Annotated in this window: 20 protein-coding genes; 12 read left to right on the top strand and 8 right to left on the bottom strand. The window is 63.1% G+C overall.

The features are described 5' to 3' along the window. Positions 1-246: 246 nt before the first annotated feature. Both I8N66_RS09380 and I8N66_RS09385 read left to right on the top strand, forming a co-directional pair. The gene (locus I8N66_RS09380; protein ID WP_291152745.1) at positions 247-1119 is read left to right on the top strand and encodes a 3-hydroxybutyryl-CoA dehydrogenase; all 873 of its coding nucleotides are present in this window, start codon (positions 247-249) and stop codon (positions 1117-1119) included. 134 nt (positions 1120-1253) lie between these two features. Beyond that, a complete protein-coding gene (locus I8N66_RS09385) occupies positions 1254-2609 on the top strand; it encodes a sulfatase-like hydrolase/transferase (protein ID WP_291152748.1) in 1356 nt (451 codons plus the stop codon). Between the two features lie 3 nt (positions 2610-2612). On the opposite strand, the gene I8N66_RS09390 is transcribed toward I8N66_RS09385, so the two are convergent. Continuing rightward, entirely contained in the window at positions 2613-3272 is a 660-nt protein-coding gene (locus tag I8N66_RS09390) for a TlpA disulfide reductase family protein (protein WP_291152751.1), read from the bottom strand. A 26-nt stretch (positions 3273-3298) separates the two neighbouring features. Between I8N66_RS09390 and argH the strand changes: the two genes are divergently transcribed. The 4 genes from argH to I8N66_RS09410 all read left to right on the top strand — a co-directional run bounded on the left by argH (position 3299) and on the right by I8N66_RS09410 (position 9295). Then, positions 3299-4702, top strand: coding sequence for an argininosuccinate lyase (gene argH / locus I8N66_RS09395; protein ID WP_113538722.1), 1404 nt, complete (start codon positions 3299-3301; stop codon positions 4700-4702). A 109-nt stretch (positions 4703-4811) separates the two neighbouring features. Further along, positions 4812-5006: a lipoprotein gene (locus tag I8N66_RS09400; RefSeq protein WP_057254769.1), complete on the top strand. Its 195-nt coding sequence runs from the start codon at positions 4812-4814 to the stop codon at positions 5004-5006. 117 nt (positions 5007-5123) lie between these two features. Continuing rightward, a complete protein-coding gene (lysA, locus tag I8N66_RS09405) occupies positions 5124-6392 on the top strand; it encodes a diaminopimelate decarboxylase (RefSeq protein ID WP_291152760.1) in 1269 nt (422 codons plus the stop codon). Positions 6393-6640: 248 nt separating this feature from the next. Then, positions 6641-9295: a TIGR02302 family protein gene (locus I8N66_RS09410; RefSeq protein ID WP_291152762.1), complete on the top strand. Its 2655-nt coding sequence runs from the start codon at positions 6641-6643 to the stop codon at positions 9293-9295. A gap of 119 nt (positions 9296-9414) precedes the next feature. Here I8N66_RS09410 and I8N66_RS09415 read toward each other — a convergent pair whose 3' ends face one another. The 3 genes from I8N66_RS09415 to I8N66_RS09425 all read right to left on the bottom strand — a co-directional run bounded on the left by I8N66_RS09415 (position 9415) and on the right by I8N66_RS09425 (position 11187). Continuing rightward, entirely contained in the window at positions 9415-9774 is a 360-nt protein-coding gene (locus tag I8N66_RS09415; protein WP_057254840.1) for a response regulator, read from the bottom strand. 222 nt (positions 9775-9996) lie between these two features. After that, positions 9997-10542: a hypoxanthine phosphoribosyltransferase gene (hpt, locus tag I8N66_RS09420; RefSeq protein WP_291152767.1), complete on the bottom strand. Its 546-nt coding sequence runs from the start codon at positions 10540-10542 to the stop codon at positions 9997-9999. Positions 10543-10605: 63 nt separating this feature from the next. Beyond that, positions 10606-11187 (bottom strand): hypothetical protein, encoded by a 582-nt coding sequence (locus I8N66_RS09425; protein WP_291152770.1) that lies wholly within the window; start codon positions 11185-11187, stop codon positions 10606-10608. A gap of 431 nt (positions 11188-11618) precedes the next feature. Here I8N66_RS09425 and ftsE point away from each other — a divergent pair, with 431 nt between their 5' ends. The 4 genes from ftsE to I8N66_RS09445 all read left to right on the top strand — a co-directional run bounded on the left by ftsE (position 11619) and on the right by I8N66_RS09445 (position 14972). Beyond that, positions 11619-12242 (top strand): cell division ATP-binding protein FtsE, encoded by a 624-nt coding sequence (ftsE, locus tag I8N66_RS09430; RefSeq protein ID WP_235693165.1) that lies wholly within the window; start codon positions 11619-11621, stop codon positions 12240-12242. Then, entirely contained in the window at positions 12235-13260 is a 1026-nt protein-coding gene (locus I8N66_RS09435; protein ID WP_291152776.1) for an ABC transporter permease, read from the top strand. The genes ftsE and I8N66_RS09435 overlap by 8 nt, the downstream gene beginning before the upstream one ends. 96 nt (positions 13261-13356) lie before the next feature. Continuing rightward, a complete protein-coding gene (locus I8N66_RS09440) occupies positions 13357-14055 on the top strand; it encodes a YdcF family protein (RefSeq protein WP_113538717.1) in 699 nt (232 codons plus the stop codon). 125 nt (positions 14056-14180) lie between these two features. Beyond that, positions 14181-14972 carry a 1-acyl-sn-glycerol-3-phosphate acyltransferase gene (locus I8N66_RS09445; RefSeq protein WP_113538716.1) on the top strand — a complete coding sequence of 264 codons (792 nt, stop codon included), beginning with the start codon at positions 14181-14183 and terminating at the stop codon, positions 14970-14972. Between the two features lie 4 nt (positions 14973-14976). On the opposite strand, the gene I8N66_RS09450 is transcribed toward I8N66_RS09445, so the two are convergent. Continuing rightward, on the bottom strand, positions 14977-15528 hold the full coding sequence (locus tag I8N66_RS09450; RefSeq protein WP_113538715.1) for a gamma-glutamylcyclotransferase: 552 nt from the start codon (positions 15526-15528) through the stop codon (positions 14977-14979). 201 nt (positions 15529-15729) lie between these two features. Here I8N66_RS09450 and I8N66_RS09455 point away from each other — a divergent pair, with 201 nt between their 5' ends. Then, positions 15730-16740: a DUF2125 domain-containing protein gene (locus I8N66_RS09455; protein ID WP_113538714.1), complete on the top strand. Its 1011-nt coding sequence runs from the start codon at positions 15730-15732 to the stop codon at positions 16738-16740. 60 nt (positions 16741-16800) lie between these two features. Here the strand turns inward: I8N66_RS09455 and I8N66_RS09460 are convergent, their stop codons facing one another. From I8N66_RS09460 to I8N66_RS09470, 3 genes are all read right to left on the bottom strand, one after another. After that, a complete protein-coding gene (locus I8N66_RS09460; protein WP_113538713.1) occupies positions 16801-17724 on the bottom strand; it encodes a prephenate/arogenate dehydrogenase family protein in 924 nt (307 codons plus the stop codon). Next, positions 17724-18830 carry a histidinol-phosphate transaminase gene (gene hisC, locus I8N66_RS09465; RefSeq protein WP_113538712.1) on the bottom strand — a complete coding sequence of 369 codons (1107 nt, stop codon included), beginning with the start codon at positions 18828-18830 and terminating at the stop codon, positions 17724-17726. The genes I8N66_RS09460 and hisC overlap by 1 nt, the downstream gene beginning before the upstream one ends. A 145-nt stretch (positions 18831-18975) precedes the next feature. Continuing rightward, on the bottom strand, positions 18976-19740 hold the full coding sequence (locus tag I8N66_RS09470) for a class I SAM-dependent methyltransferase (protein WP_113538711.1): 765 nt from the start codon (positions 19738-19740) through the stop codon (positions 18976-18978). 80 nt (positions 19741-19820) lie between these two features. Between I8N66_RS09470 and gloB the strand changes: the two genes are divergently transcribed. Further along, a partial coding sequence (gene gloB / locus I8N66_RS09475; RefSeq protein ID WP_291152786.1) for a hydroxyacylglutathione hydrolase occupies positions 19821-20586 on the top strand: 766 nt, incomplete at its 3' end.

Consider the following 20586-nt stretch of genomic DNA (forward strand, 5'->3'; position numbering starts at 1 on the left):
ACAAGGACGAAGAGGCGCCGATCTTCCAGGTCGCCGACTACGGCCTCGTCGCCGATCTCTTCGAGGCCCTGCCGGAGCTGCAGAAGGCCCTGTAACCGACCGCCAGTGGCCGCCTGCCGCACCCGTGAAAAGGGCTGGCAAAAGCGCGGACTTGGCATTAACAATCTACCGGGCCGGCCAAACCGGCCCGGTTTGCGTGTCTGAGGCGGCCCTGCCGCCCACTCTTGAAGATGGATGTTCGCCGCAATGATCAAGACGGTCGGAGTTATAGGTGCCGGGCAAATGGGCTGCGGCATTGCGCATGTTTCGGCAATTGCCGGATACAAGGTGCAGATCTACGATCTTGCCGCTGACCGGATCGAAGCGGGGCTTGCCACCGTTAACGGCAACCTCGCCCGCCAGGTATCCTCGGGCAAGATGACCGACGAGGCCCGCAAGGCGGCGCTCGCGCTGATCAAGGGCTCATCCGACATCAACGACCTGTCTCAGGCCGACCTGGTGATCGAAGCTGTTACCGAAGACGAGACCATCAAGCGCAAGATCTACGGCCAGGTTTGTCCGATCCTGAAGCCGGAAGCGATCCTCGCAACCAACACCTCTTCCCTGTCGATCACGCGCCTCGCCTCGGCCACTGATCGTCCCGAGCATTTCATGGGCATCCACTTCATGAACCCGGTTCCGGTCATGAAGCTCGTCGAGCTCGTGCGCGGCATCGCCACGGACGAGTCAACCTTCAAGACCGCCAAGGAATTCGTCGCGACGCTCGACAAGACCGTAACGGTCGCAGAAGATTTCCCGGCCTTCATCGTCAACCGCATCCTGCTGCCGATGATCAACGAGGCGATCTATACCCTTTACGAGGGTGTCGGCAGCGTCGAGGCGATCGACACGGCCATGAAGCTGGGCGCCAACCATCCGATGGGCCCGCTGCAGCTTGCCGACTTCATCGGCCTCGACACCTGCCTGTCGATCATGCAGGTGCTCTATGATGGCCTGGCGGACTCCAAGTACCGCCCCTGCCCGCTTCTGGTGAAGTATGTCGAGGCAGGCTGGCTCGGCCGCAAGTCCGGCCGCGGCTTCTACGACTACCGCGGCGAAGTACCAGTTCCGACCCGATAAGTTTGTCCCCGAAAGGCAATTTTATCGCGACGAACTCGTCTCTGAATACACATTCAGACGAAAATGCGCGCGACGATGGTAGTATAATTTAAAGACGATGCCGCTAGGCTCTCCCAACCAGGTGGGGAGAGAGAATGGGTTCGCAAGCCATAGCCGCAAGAGCAGCGCGGTCGGTCCCATCATTGCTGAACGCGAGGGCGTGGCGCTTTGCCCTGATCCTCGGCGTGGCGCCCAATCTGGTGATGCTTCTGGTCTTGCCGCTCTACGTGGCAACTCGACCGCTTTCGCCATTGCTCTACGTGTTTGCGGGTGCACTCGCGCTACGCACGCGGCCTGCGCTCGCTTATTTTCTGTTCCCGCTCGTTGCCGTCGTTGATCTGAGCCTCGTGGCTATGGCGGTATTCCATCTGCCGTTCGGTACTGCGATCCAGTCGATGCGCTACATGGCGTCCCTCGATCTCACCTCATCGGCTTTTTACGTGGTGGTGCTCGGCTTCTTTGTCGCTAACGGCCTTGCAATCGCCGCCGTTGTGAACCGCAATCGGCAGGCTTTGCAAGGTGCAATGGTGCTGCCAGCGATCCTGGTTGCAATCGGCGTGGCGTCATTTGAGCGCCAAATCAATCGCCCTTTCCTCAAGCAGCCTGCTCAATCATTCGAAAGCGCCCTTACAATCAACGGCATCACCTCCGCAGCCGTTGCGGACGGGGGGCGAAACATGCTGTTCGTCATGGTGGAGGGTCTTGGTGCACTGTCCGACCCTGCGCATGCCGCAATTCTCTCACAGCGCCTCCAACCGGCCCTCGATACCGGGCGCTACGCGCTTTCAAGCGGCCTCAGCAACTTCGAGGGCTCGACAACCGGGGCGGAATCTCGCGAACTCTGCGGGCGATGGGGCGACCACAGGGATTATCTGGATCAGGTCGCCTACGACTGCTTCCCCGCGGCGATGGCCGGTCGCGGCTACCGCACCATTTCCTATCACGGCTTTTCGCAACAGATGTTCGAGCGGGAGACGTGGTATCCACGAATTGGCTTTCAGGAAACGCACTTCCTCGAAAGTCTGACGGCCGCCGATGATCGGTTTCGCCGGCTCTGCGGCAGCGTTTTTGCCGGTCTGTGCGACAAAGACGTCGCCGACGCCGTCCGCGACCGGCTGCTGAAACAGCCGACCGAACGGAAATTTCTGTATTGGCTGACACTGAATTCCCACATCCCCTACGTGCGCAAGCAGGGAGGCGATCTGAAGTGTGGCAGAAACGCAGCGGCGATAAAGAACACGCAAGTGTGCGAGTTGACCGAGTTGTGGGCCGACGTCTTTGACAGCGTTGCGACGATTGCCAAAGACCCGACCTTGCCGCCGACCGACATTTTCATCGTCGGCGACCATACGACACCGCTATGGAGCCGCGCAGCAGCAGGGCATTTCACGCCCCACAAGGTTCAGTGGTATCTGTTGCGCAACAATCGCGACGTACCTGTCAGAGGGTGAACCCTACCCTCCGACGGCAGCGGTGATCAGCGCCTTCGCGTCGTCGCTGTCCCAGGCGGCCGGGCCGTTCATCGAGCCGATCAGGCAGCCCTTGTCGTCGAGCAGCAGCGTTGCCGGCAGGCCGAAGGCAAGGCCTTCCTTCTTCATGTTGTTGAACACGCCCATGGAGGCGTCACGGTAGTAGCCAAGATCGTGAACGGCGGTCTCGTCGAGAAACGCCTTCGGCTTCTCGTCGTCGCCGACATCGATATTGATTGCGACGACCTCGAACTTGTCGCTGCCGAGCGACTTCTGCAGCGCGTTCAGCGCCGGCATCTCCTCGCGGCAGGGTACGCACCAGGTGGCCCAGAGATTGACGAGCAGGGTCTTGCCGGCAAAGGCCGAGACATTGGTCGGCATGCCGTCGGGACCGTTGAAGTCGAGCGCGATCGGCCGCGGCGTTGACGCCGGCGACATTGCGGCGACATGTCCCTTCATGAACGGCGTCAATGATGCGACCTTGGCCGATGTCAGCGGGCAGCTGGCATTCGCCGTTTCGGTTCCCTCGCCATTGCCAGACCCGGTCTCCTTCACGTATACCGCTGCCGCACCGACGATCACGCCAAACAGGGCGGCGAGCGCGAACAGTTTCACGGCCGGGGGGGATTTCTTCTGGTCGGGCATTTCATTCTCCAAGGCGGGCATTCTTCATGGCTGACGGCAATTCCGAGACGAAATCCTCCAACCAAATGTGGGGCGGTCGCTTTGCCTCGGGACCGGACGCGATCATGGAGGAGATAAATGCCTCGATCGGCTTCGACAAGAAGCTCTATGCCCAGGACATCCGCGGCTCAATAGCGCATGCGACCATGCTGGCGCATCAAGGCATCATTTCTGCTGAAGACAAAGACAAGATCGTTCACGGCCTCAACACGATCCTGTCAGAGATCGAAAGCGGCCAGTTCGAATTCTCGCGTCGCCTCGAAGACATCCACATGAACATCGAGGCGCGGCTTGCAACGCTGATCGGCCCCGCCGCCGGACGCCTGCATACCGCCCGCTCGCGCAACGACCAGGTGGCGCTCGATTTCCGCCTCTGGGTCAAGGAAGAGCTGCAGCGGACCGAGAAGGCGCTGACGGCGCTCATCGCCGCCTTCCTCGACCGCGCCGAGGAACATGCCGATACCGTCATGCCGGGCTTTACGCACCTGCAGACGGCTCAGCCCGTCACCTTCGGCCACCATTGCATGGCCTATGTCGAGATGTTTGGCCGCGACCGCTCGCGCGTACGCCATGCCATCGAGCACATGGACGAAAGCCCGATTGGTGCCGCAGCGCTTGCTGGCACCGGCTTCCCCATCGACCGGCACATGACCGCCACGGCGCTCGGCTTTGCCGGCCCGACCCGCAACTCGATCGACACCGTGTCGGACCGAGACTTCGCACTCGAATTCCTGTCGATGGCATCGATCACGGCCACGCACCTGTCGCGCCTCGCGGAAGAGATCGTCATCTGGTCGACGCCGCAGTTCGGCTTCATCCGCCTGTCGGATGCATTTTCGACCGGCTCCTCGATCATGCCGCAGAAGAAGAATCCGGACGCCGCCGAACTGGTGCGCGCCAAGACAGGCCGCATCAACGGTTCGTTGATCGCGCTGCTCACGGTCATGAAGGGCCTGCCACTCGCCTATTCCAAGGACATGCAGGAAGACAAGGAGCAGGTCTTCGACGCTGCAGAAAGCCTCGAGCTGGCGATTGCCGCCATGACCGGCATGGTGCGTGACATGACCATCCGCAGCGACCGCATGAAGGCCGCCGCCGGCTCCGGCTATTCGACTGCGACCGATCTCGCCGACTGGCTGGTGCGCGAGGCAGGCCTGCCCTTCCGCGACGCCCACCACGTCACCGGCCGCGCCGTAGCACTTGCCGAACAGAAGGCATGCGACCTTGCGGATCTCTCGCTTGCCGATCTGCAGTCGATCCATGCCGATATCACCGACAAGGTCTTCGACGTTCTGACGGTCGAGGCTTCGGTTGCCAGCCGCACCTCCTTCGGCGGCACGGCCCCCAACGAGGTCCGCAAGCAGATCGCCTGGTGGCGCGCTCGCAACTAAGAGCTGGACGAAGGTGCGGGCGGCCTCCGCCCGCAAATTCAGGGTGCACAAGCGCCTGAAAAATCGATAAGACATCGCACCAGCATCAGTCCCGCGAAGGAAAATAACGATGACATTCACGAAGGCGGCCCGGCTTGCGCTCCTGCTGGCGATCCCCGGGCTGGTTCTTGTCGGTTGCGGACGCAAGGGCGATCTCGACCGTCCCGGTTCGACGGCTCCGATCAACACCAAGGCGCCCGCCGGAACCGTGGAGCAAAAGGAAAAGCCGGACGACCGTCCTTTCCTGCTCGATCCCCTCCTTTAGATCCCTTCATCGTTTCCCGCGAAACACTGACTTGATCTAACTCTTTGAAAATTCGCAGTTCCGAACGGAAAATCGCTATAAACTTTCCTGGAATTGCTCAAAGCCGAGCTGCAGCCCGTGAACCACTTCCAGTACCGCGACGGAATCCTCTACGCTGAAGACGTGCCGGTCACCGACATCGCGCGCGCCGTCGGCACACCTTTCTATTGCTACTCGACCGCGACGCTCGAGCGCCATTACACGGTCTTTTCCAAGGCCTTCGCCGATGTCGACGCGATGGTCTGCTATGCGATGAAGGCCAATTCCAACCAGGCGGTGCTGAAGACGCTCGGCCGCCTCGGCGCCGGCGTCGACGTCGTCTCGGGCGGCGAACTCCGCCGTGCGCTTGCGGCCGGCATTCCCGCAAGCCGGATCATGTTTTCCGGCGTCGGCAAGACGCCGCACGAAATGGACCTGGCGCTGGACGCCGGCATCTATTGCTTCAACGTCGAATCCGAGCCGGAACTCGAGGTGCTGAACCAGCGGGCCGTGCGCGCCGGCAAGCGCGCCCATGTGTCCTTCCGCATCAACCCTGACGTCGATGCGAAGACCCATTCCAAGATCTCGACGGGCAAGAAGGAAAACAAGTTCGGCATTTCCTGGGAGCGCGCTCGCGCCGTCTATGCTCATGCGGCCAGCCTGCCGGGTATCCAGGTGACCGGTATCGACATGCATATCGGCAGCCAGATCACCGAACTGCAGCCCTTCGACGACGCCTTCAAGCTGCTGCGCGAACTGGTCGACACGCTGCGCTCCGACGGCCACTCGATCGACCATGTCGATATCGGCGGGGGCCTCGGCATTCCCTACCAGGACGACAACAACCCGCCGCCGCTGCCGGATGCCTACGCGGAAATCGTCAAGAGCCAGCTGCAGTCGCTTGGCTGCAAGATCGTCACCGAGCCGGGCCGGCTGATCGTCGGCAATGCCGGCATCCTCGTGACCGAAGTGCTCTACGTGAAGGATGGCGGCGACAAGACCTTCGTCATCGTCGACGGTGCGATGAACGACCTGATCCGTCCGACGCTGTACGAGGCCTATCACGAGATCCGCCCCGTTCGCATCTCCGCCGCCAACGCTCCGCGCATCCGCGCCGACGTCGTCGGCCCGGTCTGCGAAACCGGCGACTACCTCGCGCTCGACCGCGAGATGGCCATGCCGAAGCCGGGCGATCTCTTCGCCGTCAGCTCGGCCGGCGCCTACGGCGCCGTACAGGCCAGCACCTACAATTCCCGCCTGCTGATCCCCGAAGTTCTGGTCAAGGGCGACCGCTTCCACGTGATCCGCCCGCGCCAGGACCATGACGCGCTGATCGGCCTCGATTCGGTGCCGGACTGGCTCGCCTGAGCCAGCCGGCATGAACGACGACAATCTGTGGATCGGCCATCCGGGCGATCACGATTCTGTTTGCGCCCTCGTCTTCGCCACAAACGATGGTATCCTGAAAGCTGCAGCAGCGACCTATGCGCGTCCGACAAGATGCGCAGCGCTGGAGGTGACAAGCGAAAGTGTGCGCCGCTTTCCGGGAACATCTCGCTTTACTATATTGAGGTCAGCCACGTGCGTGATGGGCGACCGAAAGGAAACTTGGGCGGATGACGCAATTCCGGCAGGATGAAACGCCACAACCGAAGCCGTTTTCGAGAACCCTGGCACTGAAGAGATGGCTGGCGCGCTCGGTGCTGGTCGCCGAGCAGCTTCTGCCGCGCATCCTGCTCCCCGGCTCCATCGTTCTCCTGTTTCTCGCCTTCGCCTGGCTTGGCTTCTTCCGCGTGGCGCCGTTCTGGCTGCATGCCGCGGCCCTTTTTGCCTTCGCCATCGGCTTCCTTGCATCTCTCGTGCCGCTCGCGCGGATCCGTTTGCCCGGCACTGTCGACGCCGACCGCATGCTGGAGGAGCGCAACGCCCTGCCCCACCAGGCGATCCGCGTCCAGGACGATAGGCCGGCCACAGACAGCCCCTTGAGCGAAGCGCTGTGGCGCGAACACCAGGCCCGCATGGCGCGGATGATCGGCGCCCTCGATACCGGGCTTCCGCGTCCCGATATCGCCCGGCACGATCCTTATGCCCTGCGCGCCGTGCCTGTGCTTCTCGCCTGTGTCGCCTTCGCCTACTCCTATTCCAACCGTGCCGGCCTGCTCAGCGACGCCTTGCGCTTGCCGCAGGCTTCTGTCGAAACGGCTGACATACGCGTCGACGCCTGGGTGACGCCGCCGGCCTATACCGGCCGCGCGCCGATCTTCCTCACCGGCAAGCCGGAAACGGCATCGGCGACAGAAGACACCGGGGTCATCACCATCCCGCAGTTCAGTGACGTGACGGTGCGGGTCACCGGCTCAGGACCGGACCAGATCGTTCGCTTCTCCGAGAACGGCGCGGCCGAGGCAGTCGCCATTCCGGCGGCCGGCCAGAAGCCTGAGGAAACGCAGACCAAGCCGAAGGTGGGCGACGCCGGGCCGAAGGTTGCCGAAATGGTTGCAACGGAGCCGGCGCGCAATCCGAATGCCGTGCGCAACCATGTCTACAAGATCGTCAAGGACGGCGAACTCGTCGTCGGCGATCGCCGCTGGGCGTTCAAGATCATTCCGGACGGCGTGCCGCAGATCTCCTTCGACGGCATTCCTCGTCCCACCGTCAACGCGGCACTGGAGATCACTTTCACTGCGACGGACGATTATGGCATCGCCCAGGCGTGGGCCGAGATCAAACCGCTCGAGGAAGCCCCTGAGGGCGCCCGTCCGCTTTATCCGCTGCCGGAGTACCGGCTCGACCTGCCGCGCCGCAATGCGCGCGAGGCCAAGGGCACGACGAGCCGGAACCTCAGCGAGCATCCGCTTGCCGGCAAGCGCGTGCAGGTTACCCTGGTTGCCCGCGACGCCGCGGGCCAGGAGGGCCGCAGCCCGCCGCACGAGATGACCCTGCCTGCCCGCCAGTTCATACAGCCGCTCGCCGGTGCGGTGGCGGAACAGCGCCAGGTCTTCGCGCTCAATGCCAACGAGGTGCGGCGCGCGATCGACCTCAACGATGCCGTGACCTCCCTTGCCGAGGACTGGATCCCAAACCTCACGCATTTCCTGCTGTTGAAGTCGGCGCGCACGCGCATGGCGCTTGCCTACAATGACGACATGCTGCGTGACGCCGCCGGATACCTCTGGGAGATCGCACTCGGTATCGAAGATGGCGACCTGTCACTCGCCGAACGGCGCCTGCGCGACGCGCAGCAAGCGCTCTCGGACGCCCTGGAGCGCAACGCATCCGACCAGGAAATCGCCAAGTTGATGCAGGAGCTGCGTCAAGCCATGCAGGAATACCTGCAGGCTCTCGCCCAGCAGGCGGCAAAAGACCCGCGCATGGCCGGAAAGATGAACCCGAACAACATGCTGCGCCAGCAGGACCTCGAGAGGATGATGAACCAGATCGAGAACCTGGCGCGCTCCGGTGCGCGCGATCAGGCGCGTCAGATGCTTTCGGAACTGCAGCGCATGATGAACAATCTGCAGGCCGGTCGCGGCCAACAGCAGATGGGTCAGCAGAACGATGCCGCGAGCCAGCAGATCGAAAAGCTCGGAAAATTGCTGCAGGATCAACAGAAGCTCATGGACGAGACCTTCAAGCTCGACCAGGCGCAGCGCGACCGGATGCAGCGAGGCGACCCGCTGCAGGGCGAGGATAACGAGCTCTTCGGTCAGGAAATGCCCCAGGATCCGGGACAGCAAGGCGATCCGAATGGCCAGCCAAACCCGCTCGACGACATGACCGCCGAACAGCTGAAGGATGCACTCAAGCAGCTGAAGCAGCAGCAGGACGCACTTGGCAAGCAGCTTGGCGAACTCAACAAGAGCCTGGAAAACATGGGCATCAAGCCGGGCAAGGGCTTCGGCGAGGCCCAGCGCGAAATGGATGGCGCCTCCGGCGCGCTTGGCAAGGGCCAGGGCGAACAGGCAGTCGGCAACCAGGGCCGCGCGCTACAGGCGCTGCGCCAGGGCGCCCAGGACATGATGAACCAGATGCAGAGCCAGGGTCAGGGCCCCGGCATGGGCGTCCCGCAATTCGGCCAGAACGACCGCGACCCGCTCGGCCGGCCCCAGAACAACCGGGGTCCGGAATTTGGCGACCACGTCAAGGTGCCCGAGGAGTTCGACACGCAACGCGCCCGTCAGATCCTCGAAGAGATCCGCCGCCGGCTCGGAGACAATCTGTCGCCGGAGGTTGAGCGCCAATATCTCGAGCGCCTGCTCGACATGCAATGAGGCCCGACGCAGCTTCGCGCCAGTCGATCTGATACGTCAGCGCCACAAAGGTGCGGCGTTGTGCAGCGTGGGCTCTCGCGTGCACCCTTGGCAGCAATCAGTGTTCGGATTGGGGGTTGTCAGGCGGCGAGCGCCAGCGCAACGGCCTTGCGGATATCGGGAAGGGAGAAGGGCTTGGAGATGACGTCGACGATCTTGTCGGCCAGATCGTCGGCGCGTTCCCGCTGCTCGGCATAGCCGGTCATCAGCAGGATCTTCATTGCCGGAAAAGCGGCCGACGCCTGATGCGTCAGTTCGATCCCGTCCATCACCGGCATGCGAATATCGGAAAGCAGAAGATCGAAAGCCTCGCTCTGCAGGCAGGCAAGGCCGTCGGCACCGTCGCCCGCCTCGACCGTCTCATGGCCGTCGAGCTTCAGTGCCCGCGCGACGAAGGAACGCAACGCATCCTCGTCCTCGGTAATCAGGATCTTCGCCATCATGGCCTCCGCGTTTCCGAGGCGCGGCTTCACGCCGGCGCCCGCACCTGATCCAAAAGGTTACAGCGGGCGTCGGTCATCGACCGGACACGACGGCGCTGCAGCACCGCGAATCCGAAAGGGAATCACCACGCGGTGCGTCCCCAACCAACCAGTTTTTCGTTTGTGTTCGGTAAACGCGGAGCGACCGAATTTCAGGGCCGACGTCCCACTTTGGCACACTTACTCGGCGTCATCCGTGACGACACCCACGAAAGGCAGCTCGCGGAAGGCGTAGGCCACGTCCATGCCGTAGCCGACGACGAAATGATCGGGGCACTCGAAACCGACATAATCGGCCTCGAGCTCGACCCGGCGCTTGACCCGCTTGTCGAGCAGCACGGCGATCGTCACGTTACGGGCGCCACGCTCGTACATCAGCTCCTTGGCGAAACGCAGCGTCCGGCCGGATTCGAGAATGTCGTCGATCAGGAGCACGTCGCGCCCGTGCACGTCACTGTCGATATCCTTGGTGATCTTGACGCCCTGCGAGACGGTGCCGGTGCCGTAGCTCGACAGCGTGATGAACTCGACTTCCGGCGCAAGGCCGGCAGTATGCATGGCGCGGATCAGGTCGGCGGCGAAGATGAACGACCCCTTGAGCACCGCGATTACCAGCAGATCCTTGTGCGGACCGTTGACGATCATCCCGGCCAGCTCGCTGTTGCGCGCGGCAATCGTTTCGGCCGTGTAGAGAGGTTCGATATTCTTACCGCGAACGACGGGCATCAAGGCTTCTCCAGCGTTTCATCCGGAAGACCGAAGCCTTCCCATCCGCGCCGCTTAGCACAATCAGCGTGTCGAAACACCGTTTTCAGCGAAGGAAACCGTCACATCGGGCATTTTTCCACCTGCATAGGGCAGCCGCGTCATGAAATGGCGGCTCTCGCCGGGGGCAATCGCTGCACCTTCGGGCATCACACGCGTGGTCGTCACCTGCCGCCCGTTGGCAGCCACCCCTACCAGGACGAGTGGCAAACGCTGTTCGACGTCCGAACGGTTGTCGATCGAACCGTAGACGGAAAGCACCCGCATGCCGCCGGAATAGTCGAGTGTACTCGTCACCCCTGTGATCAACAGCGGCTGCACATCTGCCTGCCCGTCACCGGCAAAACCGACAATCCCCAGGAAGGATGCGAGCGCGAAACCCGCGACCAGGCCGGCGAAGCGGCGCGCCGGCATGTCGCGCAGCCGCCCTTCGGCAAGGCTCAGCACCCGGGCAGCAAGCGATGTCTTTTCGGCCACGACCGTCAAGGTCGGCCGTTTCCGATTTCCGCTCTTCGCATTGTCGTTGAACACCGCGTAGGGCGCACGGCGCGACGGGCCGGCAATCACCTCGAACTCGGCATCGACGTAGTCGACGCGTCTCGACATTGCGGCTGCCTCACGCCCACCCCTTTCGGGCGGCAAGAAGTCCGCGGAGGCGCCTGCGGCTTTGGTCCGGAATGCATGCATGACCAGTTCCTCCTGTCTCACGCGGAGACGGCGCGGCCGTTCGACGCACCACCTCGGCTGCGAAACCATCGGGCAATGCGCGAACCCTTGAGCGTGCAAGAATCTAGGCATTGCATCAAATCTTTCCGACACGTAAACCGGAATGGTTAATGTTTCGGAAAGACGTCGCGAAAGCGGCACCTTTTCATGAAAAATTAACTGCTGCTTAACCATGATTCCGCTGGCGGTTTTGCCTTTCGAGGCTGGTCGTCCTATGCGCGGAGGACCGGAACCGGCCGTCGGTTGAAGGGCCGTGAAAGAGACTGGGCTGCCGCTTGATTCATTTTGAGAACGTCGGACTGCGATATGGCATGGGACCGGAAATCCTCCGGGACCTGACCTTCGATATTCCGCGCCGCTCGTTCCAGTTCCTGACCGGCCCGTCGGGCGCCGGCAAGACCACCCTTTTGCGACTGCTGTTCCTGTCGCTGCAGCCGACGCGCGGCCTGATCCGGATGTTCGACCGCAACATCTCGTCGATCCCGCGCGAGGAGTTCCCGATGCTGCGCCGGCGCGTCGGCATCGTCTTCCAGGATTTCCGGCTGCTCGACCACCTCACCACCTATGAGAACGTCGCCTTGCCGCTGCGTGTCCGCGGCAAGGAAGAATCGAGCTATCGCGCCGACGTTCTGGAGTTGCTGAAGTGGGTCGGGCTCGGCGAGCGTATCAACGTCCTGCCGCCGGTCCTTTCAGGCGGCGAGAAGCAGCGCGCAGCGATTGCCCGGGCGCTGATCGACCGGCCCGAGATCCTGCTTGCCGACGAGCCGACCGGCAACGTCGATCCGCCGATGGCCCGGCGCCTGCTCAATCTGTTCCTCGAACTGAACCGGCTCGGCACGGCGGTTGTGATCGCTACACACGATCTGTCGCTGATGGATCAGGTAGAAGCGCGGCGCATGATCCTTTCCCAGGGGCGGCTCGACATCTATGAGTGACAGCCGCACGAAACGCCAAAACAAGAGCCCAGCCGAGCAGCCCCCGGAACAGCAGCCGCGCCGAACCGAGATGCGCGTGCGGCCGACCGGCCCGATCGTGCCTTCGACCAATGTCTCCGGCCATGCGCTGATGTGCGTCATCGCCATCATGTCGTTCCTTGCCTGCCTGACGCTTGGCGGCGTCAGCATGGTTCGTGCAACGGCCCAAAGCTGGCAGTCGCAGATCTCGCGCGAGATCACCATTCAGATCAAGCCGGACGACAGCCTCGACATGGAAAAGGCGCTTGCCGACGCGCGCGATCTGGCGCTGACCTTCAGCGGTACGACGGATGGCAAGATCGTCGACCGCGCCGCTACCGCGCGCCTGCTGGAACCGTGGCTCGGCGAGGGCCTCGATCTTGACGAACTGCCGGTACCGCGGCTGATCATCATTACCATCGACGAAAGCAATCCACCCGACTTCGCCGCCATGCGCAAGGCGCTGACCGAAACTATCCCGCAGGCCTTCCTCGACGATCACCGCACCTGGGTCGACCGGCTCGTCGCCATGGCCAACACCACCGCCATGATCGGCACCGGCGTGCTGGCGCTGGTCTTCTCGGCCATGGTGCTGACGGTGATCTTCGCCACCCGCGGCGCCCTTTCCGGAAACCGTCACATCGTCGAGGTGCTGCATTTCGTCGGCGCTGAAGCCGGTTTCGTCGCCTCCGAATTCCAGAAGCATTTCTTGAGGATCAGCCTCAAGGGTGCCGGTACCGGCGGTCTGCTCGCTGCCCTGTCCTTCGCGCTTGCCGGCTTCTGGCAGTCTCGGACACTGGCGACACCGCAGACCGATCAGGCAACTGCGCTCTTCGGCACCTTCACTATTGGCTACGGCGGCTATCTCGGTATCGCCGCCATCATCGTCGTCATCGCCATCCTGACAACCGTGACGGCGCGCCTCACCGTCATGCGCACGATCTACGAGATCGATCTCATCCGTTCGGACCCTGGCCGTACGGACCTGTATCAGAGCTGACCCCCAAATGTTTCGCCGTGCCTCGATCCATTCCTTGCCGTAATCTGCGATTATGTGAAGAGAATCATGATGGCGCGAGAATTACGCGGGAGCGGGATGGCCGAAGGAGGCAAATGGCAGGGGAGAGCCGACGATCGCCGGCGGCCCCGCAGCCTCTTGCGCAAAATTCTCCGACGGACCTTCTTCGTCCTGCTGCTACCGCTCGCGCTCCTGATTGCCGCTTTCCTCAATTTCGCCGACACCGTCGCGTCGCTGCAGCCGCCAGTGCATCCCAAGGCGGACGCCATCGTTGTTCTGACTGGCGGCTTCCAACGCATCGACCAGGCAGTCGACCTCCTGAAGGGTGGCGCCGGCAAACGCCTGCTCATCTCCGGCGTCCACCCGACGACGACGGGCAGTCAGATCCGCCGCAATACTCAAAGCTCGGCCGATCTCTTCAAATGCTGCGTCGATATTGGCCATGAGGCGATCGATACGATCGGCAACGCCACCGAGACCGCGCAGTGGATCCGTGATCGCGGCTATACCAGCATCCTCGTCGTCACCAACAATTACCACATGCCGCGCAGCCTGCTGGAGCTTCGGCGCACCCGCCCGGAGACCGAGTTCATCCCCTACCCGGTGGTCAACTCCGATCTGAAGACGACGAACTGGCTGCGCAACCCGATGGTGCTGAAATCGATCCTCCTGGAATTCGGGAAATACACGATCGCATCGGTTCGCGATTTCGCCGGCGCCCGTCCGACCAGCGGCCTGCGCACCGATCCCTCACGCGCCACGCCCGCGGAAGAGTAGGGCGAGCTAATACTTCGCTGCTGCAAAGTGAATGAGGGCAGTTTTCCTTCGGCACGGTTTCGTGTAGGCAGCGATCAACCGGCCTGACGTCGGTCCCCGAGAACTCGCCTACGAGAGCGTGCCTGATGATCGTCTTGCGTTCGATCCTTTTCAACATGGTGTTCTACGCCAATCTGATCGTGCAGATGATCGTGCTGACGCCGATCTATTTCCTGCTGCCGCGCAAGAAGGCCTGGTTCGTTCCCAAGAACTGGGTGCGCAGCAATCACTGGCTGCTCGAAAAAATGGTCGGGACGACCTTCGAGATCGAGGGTCTGGAGAACATCCCTGATGTCCCCTACATCTTCGCCCCCAAGCACCAATCCTTCTGGGACGCCTACGCGCTTTTGCCCTGGCTCAGCGATCCCTTTTATATCCTGAAGCGCGAACTCACCTGGATCCCGCTCTTCGGCTGGTATGTGCTCAAGCAACGCATGGTTCCGGTAAATCGCGCGGCGCGCGGCAAGGCCATGACCGGCGTCATGGATCGCACCAAGCAGGAAATGGCGACTGGCCGCGAGCTCATCATCTATCCGGAAGGTACGCGCCGGCCGCCAGGCGCGCCTGCCCAATACAAATACGGCATCGCACGCCTCTACCGTGACCTCAATGTGCCGGTGGTGCCGGTCGCCATGCATCCCGGGCTCTTCTGGCCGCGCCGCAAGTTCCTGCGTTTTCCCGGCCACTTCAAGGTCCGCATTCTGCCGCCGATCGAGGCCGGCATGGACCCGGACGCCTTCCTTGCCAAACTGGTGGAAGTCACGGAGAAGGCAAGCGACGAGTTGCTCGTCGAAACGGTGAAGAACAATCCGCACCTGCCGCTGCCGCCGACCGCCGAGCAACGGCTGAAGGAACTGAAGGCCGCCGGCAGGGCCTGAGCAGTCAGGCCCGCGCGCGCTGGCGCGTCTGCTCGAGCAGGCCGACCACCTCTTCCAGCCAATGATCGCGAATTCCCATTTCCTTGAGATGGGCAAGCGTGTTGAACACATACTCGCTGTTCGGCCCGGACTTCCCGGTCGATACCGCGACGATGTCGGCTGCCTCGCCGGTGCTCAGCGTTCCGGCATATTGGACATGGGCCCGGTCGATGACATAGGCGAGCGCCGGAACCCGCCGCCCGTCGGCAAGCAGCACCGGCATCGTGCGTTCCTTGTAGACATGGGTCACCAGTTCCCGCTCGCGCAGATAGTCGACGACATCAGTCGCCTGCCCGCGCTCGACGCGGAATGCCGTGCCGATGCAGGAGCCGCCACGGTCGAGCCCAAGCACCAGTCCCGGCCGCTGTTCGGTGCCGCGGTGAACCCAGGAATGCACGCAAAGCGACCGGCGATAGCCGAATGCGCGTGCCGTCAGCTTCTCCTCGAAGGCAAAGCCCGGGTTCCACATCAGCGACCCGTAGCCAAAGACCCAAAATTCGTCCATATCCACTGTCATTCAATCCGCGCTGTCTGCTCTCGCCGCCGAATCATCATCGGCCTTCAGGAATGGTCAGCCATGTCGGTTTCTACGGCACAGCATCTCGGCACGAAAGAGACAAGCTCATCCTCGTGCACCCGAACGAAAGAATAGTTTTGCGGATCGACGGCGCCACCCGAAAGGCAGCCGTGACCTAGTTTAGAGTGAGGACCCGCGCCCATGTCGGCAACCGCAGTTTCCAACCCCTCGCCAGTCAGCCGGAAATTCCGCTGGCTGACGGCAGGCATCGTGCTCGTCGCCGGCATCTATTCGGCCGGCTGGTTCCTCGCCGCCGATCAGATCGAGAAGCGTCTTGCGGCCCGTCTTGCCGATGGACAGGCAACCGGCCTCGGCGGCGAGTGCACGAACATGGACGTGCGCGGCTTTCCGTTCCGCATCGGCCTCTTCTGCGACAAGGTCCATCTCGACGACACGCGCCACGGCACATCCGCCTCCTTCGGCGCGCTCAGGACCGCCGCGCAGGTCTACCAGCCCGGCCACGCAGTGATCGAGCTCGACGGCCCGGCCGAAATCCGTGCTTCGCCCGGCCTCAACGTGTTTGCCGACTGGACGCTGCTGCATGCGAGCGTGCGCGCGACCTTGTCCGGTGTCGACCGCACCTCGCTTACCTATGACAATCTCAACGGCCGGGTGCGTCTGCCGCTCTCGGGCGACAGTCTCGGCTTCGGCGCCAGCCACGGTGAACTGCATCTTCGCCAGAACGGGGCAGACCTTGATGCCGCCTTGAGCGTCGATAAGCTCGATCTCCGCCCGGAGGAAGGCCCGAGCTACGCGCCGCCGGCCACCGTGGCTGCGGACGTGACCTTCACCGACAAGGCCGGATGGATGGCGACCACGCCGACGCCGGAGATGTTTCGCGGCAGCAAGGGCGAACTCCGGCAACTCACGCTCGATCTCGGCTCCGGCATGAACGCCAAGCTTTCGGGTCCCTTCTCGGTCAACGATCAGGGGTTGATCTCCGGCGAGTTCTCGCTGACCTTGACGAACATCGAAGCGTGGCGGGCCAATCTGGTCAAGCTGATCCCCGACGACGCCAATCTCGTCGACAACACCGCCAACATGCTGAAGGCACTCGCCAACGGCAAGGATGAGGCTAGCGTGAAGCTCAATGTGCGCGACGGCACGGCGTTTCTCGCCTTCATCCCGATCGGCGTGTTGCCGACCCTCTAAGGCGCGTCGCGATCTTTTAGAAAGGAAGACCGGTCCACGGGCTTCCTCGACCTGCTCTGGCTATTTCTGGTCCATGGCATGCCGGCCGAAGTCCGGCATTGCCGTATCCTGGCCCGCCTGAATGATCGAGCGGCGGATAGCACGGGTGCGGGTGAAGAGGTCGAAGAGCTTGTCGCCGTCACCCCAGCGGATCGCCCGCTGCAGATAGGCGAGATCTTCGGAAAACCGCGCCAGCATCTCCAGGATCGCGTCCTTGTTGTGCAGGCAGACGTCGCGCCACATCGTCGGATCGGATGCCGCCAGACGAGTGAAATCGCGGAAGCCCGAAGCGGAATATTTGATGACTTCGGATTCGGTGACCGTCTCCAGATCATCGGCCGTGCCGACGATATTGTAGGCGATGATGTGCGGCAGGTGCGAAACGATCGCCAACACCTTGTCGTGGTGCTCGGCGTCCATTTCCTCAACCATCGAGCCGAGCGTTTCCCAGAAAAGCCGCAGCCGCGCGACTGCTTCGCCGTCAGCGCCTTCCGGCGGCGTGAGGATGCACCAGCGGCCGCGGAAGAGGCCGACGAAGCCTGCATCCGGACCGGAATGCTCGGTACCGGCGATCGGATGCCCCGGCACGAAATGAACGGTCTCCGGCAGATGCGGCGCCATTTGCGCGATCACCGAGCCTTTGGTCGAGCCGACGTCGGTGACGATGGCACCGGGCTTCAGATGCGCGGCAATCTCGGCGGCGACAGCGCCGGACGCGCCGACCGGGACCGAGACGATGACGAGGTCCGCATCGCGAACGGCCTCGGCGGCCGAAAGCGTATAGCGATCGCCGAGCCCGAGTTCCCGCGTGCGCGTCAACGTCGCCTCGCTGCGCGTGGAAACGACAAGAGTACCGGCAAGCTGCTTCTCGCGGATTTCGCGCGCGAGCGACGAGCCGATGAGACCAATCCCGATGAGGGCGATCGTTTCAAACTGCTGAGCCATTATTTCCGTCCCATGAATTCGGTCAGCGCCGCGACGACGCCTTCGTTGGCCCCTTCGGAGCCGATGGTCATGCGCAACGCATTGGGGAAGCCGTAGCTGCGGACCGCCCTGAGGATATAACCGCGGCTCGTCAGGAAATCATCGGCCTCCTCGGCCCGCTTGCCGATTTCTTCCGGAAAGTGGATCAACACGAAATTCGTGACCGAGGGCGTGATGCGGAGCCCGATCGCCTCAAGCGCTTCGGTAACGCGCGCAAGCCAGGTGAGGTTATGATCGACGGCCGTTGCCACGAAAGCCTGGTCACGGATCGCCGCAGCACCCGCCGCAATGGAAGGCGCACTGAGGTTGAAGGGGCCGCGGACACGGTCGACCGCGTCGATCACCTCCGGGGGCGCATACATCCAGCCGATGCGCAGGCCCGCAAGGCCGTAGATCTTCGAGAAGGTGCGGGTCATCACCACGTTGCGGCTGGCCGAGACGAGCTCAAGACCCGCGGCATAGTCGTTGCGGCGCACATATTCGGCATAGGCCGCATCGAGCACCAGCAGCACGCCTTCGGGCAGCGCCGCATGCAGCCGGCGAACTTCGTCGACGGGGATGTAGGTGCCGGTCGGGTTGGCGGGATTGGCGAGGAAGACGACCTTCGTCCGCTCGGTGACCGCGGAAAGGATCGCGTCTACGTCGACGCGCGCATCCTTTTCCTTGACGGTTACGGGCACCGCGCCCGCCGCCAGGATCTGGATCTTGTAGACGAGGAAACCGTGCTCGGTGATGATGCCTTCGTCGCCGGGGCCGAGATAGGTGTGGCAAAGCAGCCCGAGAAGTTCGTCCGAGCCGTTGCCGCACATGATGTTTGCTGGGTTGAGCCCGTGCACGGCACCGATCGCCTCGCGAAGCGCCCGCGCCTGGCCATCCGGGTAGCGTTCCAGGTTGAAGGCCACCGACTGGAATGCCTCTATCGCTTTCGGGCTGGCGCCGAGCGGCGTCTCGTTCGATGAGAGTTTATGCACCTTCACGACACCGGGCGCGTGCTCCTTGCCCGGCACATAAGCGGCAATATCCAGGATGCCGGAACGCGGCTCAGGGCTCTTCGAAGCAAGGCTCATCGGGTCAGCTTTCTATGGCCATCAAAGCGCCACAGCGACCGGTGCGTGCCTTGGGAGGCGCGCGGCGCTGCAGGCAGGAAAAGAGGTCAAGCCATTAGCGGCGCAAGCGGCTTTTGTCGAGGGTCCGCGGCGGTTCCCGTGCAGCTTAGCGCGCGGGGTGTGGCCGCTCGCGCGTGCTCGGCACACCGTGCGGCGCCAGCACCGGCACGAAGACGCGGCGCGACGCGCGCGCGGCAACCGGCAGCCCCTGGTAAAGCCGCTTCTGTGCCTCGACGACGATGACACCGGAAAAGACCGGCCAGAGCCAGCGGCCAAGCCGCTCGAAGCCCCGACGCAGCCGCAGGATCGCCCTGAGCTTCGACGGCGGGAAGAACAGCGCATCCGCCGTGGCGCCAGGGGTAAAGTTGGTCTCGCGCAAGAGCGCCGTCAGCTGCCCGCGCGAATAGGGGCGACCGGAGCCGAAGGGCGTATGCTCCATGCGCGCCCAGACGCCGCGGCGATTGGGCACGACGATGATAAGGCGTCCGCCCGGCGCCAGCACCCGCCAGATCTCCTTCATGGTTTCTCGCGGGCTTTCGGCGAATTCCAGCGAATGCACCATCAGCACCCGGTCGATCGAGGCGTCAGGCAGCGGCAATTCCTCGTCGAACACCAGCGCCGTCGAGGACAACTCGGCGACCGGCCAGTTCACGGCCCCCTGCCCCGCCGGCATGAAGGCGAAGGTGCGCTCCGTGTCCTTGCGGAACCGTTCGAGATAGGGAACGGCATAGCCGAGCCCCACCAACCGCTCGTCCGGCAGGCGCGCCCAGACGGACGAAAGCGCCATGGTGACGGATTGCTCCGCCATCCGGCCAAGCTCGGAGTGATAGAATTCGCGAAGGTCGACAATATCGGTATGCATTCGCAACATGTTAGCTTCGAAGCGGTAGACTTCAAGGTAAGGCTCGCTACATTCGGCAGCATTCCCCTCTTCTGACCGGAGGACCAGCCATGGCCGCGCTCGAACTCGACCTTTTCCTCTGCCGCACCGACAATTTCGGCGTGCTGATCCACGACCCCGAAAGCGGCCTGACCGCCTCGATCGACGCGCCGGAGGAAGCGCCCATCCTGGAAGCGCTGGAGCGGCGTGGCTGGAAGCTCACCCATATCCTGACGACCCATCACCATGGCGACCACGTCGCGGCCAACGACGCCCTGAAGGAACGCTTCGGCGTCACGATCGTCGGTCCCTTCGGTGAAGCCGCAAAGATTCCTGGCCTCGACAAGACCGTACGCCATGGCGAGCGCTTCGACTTTGCCGGCCGTTCCGTCGAAGTGGTCGAGACGCCGGGCCACACGGCCGGCCATATCTGCTTCCACTTCCCGGAGGATAAGCTGCTCTTTGCCGCCGATACCTTGTTTGCACTCGGTTGCGGCCGCCTGTTCGAGGGAACACCGGCGACCATGTGGCAGTCCCTCAGCCGACTGATGGCGCTGCCGGACGACACGACGGTCTATTTCGGCCACGAGTACACGCTCTCCAATGCCCGTTTCGCCGTCACGGTCGACCCTGAGAATGCCGAACTCAAGGCGCGCGCCGCCGAAATCGAGGAGACGCGTTGCGATGGCGGCTTCACCGCGCCAACGACGATCGGTCTCGAAAAGCGCACGAACCCGTTCCTGCGCGCCGCCGACCCCGGCATCCGCGCCCATCTCGGCATGCAGAACGCCGACGATGCCGCGGTCTTTGCCGAAATCCGCAAGCGCAAGGATAACT

Source organism: Ensifer sp. SSB1, from assembly GCF_016652895.1.
In the GTDB taxonomy this organism is placed as follows: domain Bacteria; phylum Pseudomonadota; class Alphaproteobacteria; order Rhizobiales; family Rhizobiaceae; genus Ensifer.